Source organism: Citrobacter sp., from assembly GCF_050252275.1.
Taxonomy (GTDB): domain Bacteria; phylum Pseudomonadota; class Gammaproteobacteria; order Enterobacterales; family Enterobacteriaceae; genus Citrobacter_A; species Citrobacter_A amalonaticus.
On sequence record NZ_JBFWLF010000318.1, the window covers coordinates 1 to 5,109 of the forward strand.

The 5,109-nt window shown below is 55.1% G+C and carries 7 protein-coding genes and 1 pseudogene; 3 read left to right on the forward strand and 5 right to left on the reverse strand.

Going from position 1 to position 5,109, the window contains the following annotated elements; translation table 11 throughout:
- The 3 genes from AB7E14_RS20385 to ubiU all read right to left on the reverse strand — a co-directional run.
- The coding region (locus tag AB7E14_RS20385) for a luciferase-like monooxygenase (protein ID WP_428169867.1) at positions 1-994 on the reverse strand (994 nt) is incomplete at its 3' end.
- A gap of 80 nt (positions 995-1,074) precedes the next feature.
- On the reverse strand, positions 1,075-1,953 hold the full coding sequence (locus tag AB7E14_RS20390) for a U32 family peptidase (RefSeq protein WP_044263629.1): 879 nt from the start codon (positions 1,951-1,953) through the stop codon (positions 1,075-1,077).
- Between the two features lie 8 nt (positions 1,954-1,961).
- Positions 1,962-2,957 (reverse strand): ubiquinone anaerobic biosynthesis protein UbiU, encoded by a 996-nt coding sequence (ubiU, locus tag AB7E14_RS20395; protein ID WP_042998275.1) that lies wholly within the window; start codon positions 2,955-2,957, stop codon positions 1,962-1,964.
- A gap of 220 nt (positions 2,958-3,177) precedes the next feature.
- Between ubiU and ubiT the strand changes: the two genes are divergently transcribed.
- Together ubiT and AB7E14_RS20405 are read left to right on the forward strand one after the other, a co-directional pair.
- Positions 3,178-3,702, forward strand: a complete 525-nt coding sequence (ubiT, locus tag AB7E14_RS20400) for a ubiquinone anaerobic biosynthesis accessory factor UbiT (protein WP_042998274.1) — start codon at positions 3,178-3,180, stop codon at positions 3,700-3,702.
- On the forward strand, positions 3,696-4,199 hold the full coding sequence (locus AB7E14_RS20405; protein WP_042998273.1) for a GNAT family N-acetyltransferase: 504 nt from the start codon (positions 3,696-3,698) through the stop codon (positions 4,197-4,199). The genes ubiT and AB7E14_RS20405 overlap by 7 nt, the downstream gene beginning before the upstream one ends.
- Here the strand turns inward: AB7E14_RS20405 and AB7E14_RS20410 are convergent.
- Positions 4,186-4,488 (reverse strand): GIY-YIG nuclease family protein, encoded by a 303-nt coding sequence (locus tag AB7E14_RS20410; protein WP_044263627.1) that lies wholly within the window; start codon positions 4,486-4,488, stop codon positions 4,186-4,188. The genes AB7E14_RS20405 and AB7E14_RS20410 overlap by 14 nt on opposite strands.
- Before the next feature lie 52 nt (positions 4,489-4,540).
- Between AB7E14_RS20410 and AB7E14_RS20415 the strand changes: the two genes are divergently transcribed.
- Positions 4,541-4,984, forward strand: coding sequence for a YhbP family protein (locus AB7E14_RS20415; protein ID WP_058587524.1), 444 nt, complete (start codon positions 4,541-4,543; stop codon positions 4,982-4,984).
- Here AB7E14_RS20415 and yhbO read toward each other — a convergent pair.
- Positions 4,964-5,109 (reverse strand): annotated as a pseudogene (gene yhbO, locus AB7E14_RS20420) (protein/nucleic acid deglycase); the annotation flags it as partial. The gene AB7E14_RS20415 and the pseudogene yhbO overlap by 21 nt on opposite strands.

Here is a 5,109-nt window from a genome sequence, read left to right on the forward strand (position 1 = left end):
CTTCTTTCACATCCATCGCCAGATCAAACGAGTGCAGACGCGCCTGATGGTCAAAAATCTGCCCGTTGACCATGATCTCGTCCGCCTGGGTTTCACGCAGAATAGACTCCAGTCCGTGGCGTACTTTCGTTTTATCACCCACCAGCGACATGCTCAGCGCCTGTTGCACACCATACTGTTCTGACGGCGACCAGAACTGATCCATATTTTGAATCGGCGCCGGGAGTTGGCCCGTTTCGCCACGCCGCAACTTGACGAAAGCCTGCTGCATCGAGGTGAAAAGATACTCTGCATCACGGTTACTGTCGGCGGCAATGATGTTGATGCACACCATTGCATACGGTTTTTCCAGCCGCGCGGATGGCCGGAACTGCGTGCGGTACAGATGCAGCGCCTGGAACAGCATATCCGGTGCGAAGTGGGAGGCAAAAGCAAACGGCAGGCCAAGCTGTGCGGCTAACTGCGCGCTATAGAGGCTGGAACCTAACAGCCAGACCGGGATCTTCTCGCCGTAGCCAGGCACCGGGCGCACCTGCGGATTTGGATCGCGTGCGTCAAACCAGTCCACCAGCTCAGCGACGTCGCGAGGGAACTTATCGATATCGCCGCCCATATGGCGACGCAGGGCTCGCATTGTCGGCTGGTCGCTGCCCGGCGCGCGGCCCAGGCCGAGATCAATGCGTCCCGGATAGAGCGTATTCAACGTACCGAACTGCTCGGCAATGACCAGCGGTGAGTGATTGGGAAGCATGACGCCGCCGGAACCGAGGTGCAAAGTCCGGGTGTTGGCGGCCAGATAGCCGATCAGTACCGACGTTGCTGCACTGGCGATACCGGTCATGTTGTGGTGTTCCGCCAGCCAGTAGCGGTGGTAGCCTCGTTTTTCCGCGAGGCGGGCGAGATCCAGCGAGTGCGAGAACGCCTCTTTTGCTGAAGATCCGTCAGGAATCGGTGCCAGATCCAGCACCGAGAAAGGAATGGTTTTGTCAGTCATAACGGCTCACTTTGTTACCAGTTAATCTTTTCATACTGCATTAAAGATTAGTTAATGTTGTTAACAAAGTGAGCTATTTATCAGGACTGCAGTTCGAGACCCGCCAGCCGTTTCCAGTAGCCATTGCAGTCGCTGTGCGCGGTAAGCGGCAACGGCGCGTGCCCCGTTTCGTTGGCGCGGAAGGCGTCAAGCATCGCGAATGTCTCGGTTCCCAGCGGTGACAGACGCACTATATCCACCAGTCCCTGCATTGACGTCAGTTCGTTCCCCAGATTGTAGATATAGCCGCTCATGGTCTGAATGCCATTGAGGACGAACACCTGTTGATTCTCCTGGGAGAGCACGTCGCGGCCATTCGGGTACTTGATGCAGCAGGTTTCGCATTCATCTTTCGGCCGGTCTTCCGAGCGAGCGGTAAAACAGCGGGCGGAGTAAGCCAGCGGCAGATGCCCGTAGCTCAGGACTTCCACTTCAAACTGCTGGCGAATCCCCAGTTCATCACACTGATTGAGCAGGTTCACCAGCCAGTCGCGGGACAGTTCTACTGGCATGCACCAGCGCACCATTCCGTGTTTAAGCAGCAGGCGCAGCGTGACCGCGTTGTAGCAGTTCAGCGCGTGTCCGGCGACAAATGGGAGTTTGCGGTCGGCGCACATATTCACCACGCCAAGATCGCTGGCCTCCAGCAAAAAGTCGCCGTTTTCGACATAGCGCTTCAGCTCATTCAGCTCAGAAGAGGCTTGTACCAGCGCCAGCGTTGAAAGTACCACCTGCTTACCGCTACCGGCGAGCGACTTCGCCATATCCAGCCAGTCGCCGACTTTCGTGGCGCGGCGTTTGCTGCACACCGCTTCACCGAGATAGATAACATCCGCGCTGCTGGCAGCGGCCTGCTGATAAAAGTCTTCCAGCGTCTCTTTCGGCCAGTAGTAAAGCACCGGCCCTAAGGAATATTTCATTGCTTTTCTCACTGCCATTTACGGTGATACGCGCCAAGCGTCGTCTGAGTGCCTTCGGACATCGCGCCGAGCGTCTCCATCCAGGCTGCTTGCGGCGTATAGTTTTGCGGGTCGGCCACACAGCGGTCGATCGCCTGACGCCACACTTTCGCGACCTGGCTGACATAGGCCGGGCTGCGCTGACGGCCTTCGATTTTCACCGAGGCAATATTCGCCGCCAGTAGTTCCGGCAGCAGTTCCAGCGTGTTCAGGCTGGTTGGTTCTTCCAGTGCGTGGTAACGCTCACCGTCAACCAGGTAACGCCCTTTACACAGCGTCGGATAACCGGCGTTTTCCCCATCCTGATAGCGGTCGATCAACACTTCATTCAGACGAGATTCCAGCCCCTGTGGTGTCTGTTGCCAGCGTACAAAGCGGGCAGGGGAACAGGCGCCTACTGTATTAGGAGATTCACCGGTTAACCAGGACGAGAGATAACAGCGACCTTCCGCCATAATGCATAAACTGCCGAAAGCAAAAACTTCCAGCGGCACCGGCGTCACGCGGGCAAGCTGTTTCACCTGATGAATCGAGAGCACGCGTGGCAGGACGACGCGGGCAACGTCAAAATTGCGGTGATAAAAGTTGATCGCTTCTTCATTTGTTGCCGAAGCCTGAACAGAGACATGGCGCTCAATATGCGGATAACGAACTGCGGCATACTCAAGCATCGCGAGATCGGCAAGGATCAGCGCATCCGCACCCAGTTGCGCAGCCATATCCACCGCGCGCTGCCAGCGGGCATAACCATCTGGATGCGCAAAGGTGTTAATGGCGATGTGCAATTTGCGGCGGTGTTGATGGACAAAACTCACCGCCTCCTGCAATTTCTTCTCGGTAAAGTTAAGGCCGGCGAAGTGGCGGGCGTTGGTATCATCTTTAAGCCCGATATAAACAGCATCAGCGCCGTTTTCGATGGCCGCCTTAAGCGCCGGGAGATTTCCGGCAGGGCAGAGCAGCTCCATAATTTATCCTGAAGATTGCGCCGCCTGGGACGCATAATTGTTAACGAACAAGGATTTTAGTTAACCTTGCTGCGACAATTTTTGATTTAAGGCAGTTAAAGTCGTATTGATATCAGTAATAAAGAGGTAGAGATTTCGTACGCAATTGTTGATTTACGCCGCTATGTCGTTTATCTGATATGGCAAAATAGCAGGATAATTGAAACAGGGAGTAAAGCTCGTGTTAGATAAGCTGCGTTCACGCTTAGTACATTTCGGTCCGTCTCTGATGAGTGTGCCAGTTAAACTGACGCCCTTTGCACTGCAACGCCAGGTTCTGCAACAGGTCCTGAGCTGGCAGTTTCGCCAGGCCCTGGCAGACGGTGAACTGGAATTCCTGGAGGGCCGTTGGTTAAGCATTACGGTTCGCGATATCGGCCTGAAGTGGTATACCTCGGTCGAGAATGACAAACTGATCGTCTGCGAGGATGCGCAAGCCGACGTGAGTTTTAGCGCTGATGCCAGCGATCTGTTGATGATCGCTGCACGTAAGCAGGATCCGGATACGCTCTTCTTCCAGCGCCGTCTGGTGATCGAAGGGGATACGGAGTTAGGGTTGTATGTGAAAAACCTGATGGATGCCATTGACCTGGAGCAGATGCCCAAAGCGTTGCGCGTTATGCTGCTGCAACTGGCGGATTTTGTTGAGGCGGGTATGAAATACTCGCCAGAAACCAAACAAACATCGGTAGGTGAACCATGCTGATTCGAGTAGAAATTCCCATTGACGCCCCCGGCATTGATGCCCTGCTGCGTCGTTCATTCGAAAGCGATGCGGAAGCGAAACTGGTTCACGACCTACGTGAAGATGGTTTTCTGACGCTCGGTCTGGTCGCCACCGACGATGAAGGTCAGGTGGTGGGTTATGTGGCATTCAGCCCCGTCGACGTGCAGGGCGAAGATCTGCAGTGGGTTGGTATGGCACCGCTGGCGGTAGACGAAAACTATCGTGGACAAGGTCTGGCCCGCCAACTGGTTTATGAAGGACTGGATTCACTCAATGAATTTGGCTATGCCGCCGTGGTCACCCTGGGCGATCCGGCACTGTACAGCCGTTTTGGTTTCGAACTGGCGGCCCACCACGATCTGCATTGCCGCTGGCCAGGCACGGAAAGTGCGTTCCAGGTGCATCGCTTAGCGGATGATGCACTAAGCGGCGTCACGGGACTGGTCGAGTATCACGATCACTTTAATCGTTTTTAAGCGTCGGGGTTTGCAGGTCATTCAGTAATGCTGCAAACCCTTCGCCTTCTGCGACAAGTCGCTCTTTCTGCCGCTTGGTGAGGCGTTTGACCCGGTATTCTGCGCGTAGCGCCAGTGAACGGTCGCCAACCGGCGCGGAAAATGCCAGCGTCAGTTCCCCTTTCCCCCGTAGCGCTTTCGCGCCTTTACCACATTGATGCTGCTGGTAGCGGCGTGCCACGTCGGTCGTGATCCCGGTATACAGGGCATTGTCGGCGGTGCGGATCAGATAAAGATACCAGGGTGTCATCGTGGCCTTCGGCGTGTTACGTTTCTGTCATCCAGTATAAAAGAGAACCGAGATGGAAACACTCACTGCGATCAGTCGTTGGCTGGCGAAACAACACGTTGTGACCTGGTGCGTGCATCGCGAAGGTGAACTGTGGTGTGCAAATGCGTTTTACCTTTTCGACGCCAAAAAGGTCGTTTTTTATGTGCTGACGGAAGAGAAAACGCGTCATGCGCAGATGTCCGGACCGCGAGCGCCCGTTGCCGGAACGGTAAATGGTCAACCGAAAACGGTCGCATTGATTCGCGGCGTGCAGTTTAAAGGCGAGATTCGTCAACTGACCGGGGAAGAAAGCGACGCGGCACGACAGGCCTATCTTCGCCGCTTCCCGGTTGCCAGAATGCTGTCCGCGCCGGTATGGGAAATCCGCGTGGATGAACTCAAGTTCACCGACAACACCCTGGGTTTTGGCAAAAAATTAGTGTGGTTACGTCAGTCAGGCACCGAGGATGCGTAATGCTTCGCGATTGAACGCCGGCAGATCGTCAGGGGTACGACTGGTCACCAGTTGGTCTTTATCTACCACCACTTCCTGATCGTAAAATTCTGCACCGGCGTTTTTCACGTCGATAATGATCGGTT

Bases quoted from the DNA above. Each gene is read 5' to 3' on its own strand.
- AB7E14_RS20390 (WP_044263629.1), bottom strand. From the start codon at position 1,953: ATGAAATATTCCTTAGGGCCGGTGCTTTACTACTGGCCGAAAGAGACG.
- ubiU (WP_042998275.1), bottom strand. From the start codon at position 2,957: ATGGAGCTGCTCTGCCCTGCCGGAAATCTCCCGGCGCTTAAGGCGGCC.
- AB7E14_RS20405 (WP_042998273.1), top strand. From the start codon at position 3,696: ATGCTGATTCGAGTAGAAATTCCCATTGACGCCCCCGGCATTGATGCC.
- AB7E14_RS20410 (WP_044263627.1), bottom strand. From the start codon at position 4,488: ATGACACCCTGGTATCTTTATCTGATCCGCACCGCCGACAATGCCCTG.
- AB7E14_RS20415 (WP_058587524.1), top strand. From the start codon at position 4,541: ATGGAAACACTCACTGCGATCAGTCGTTGGCTGGCGAAACAACACGTT.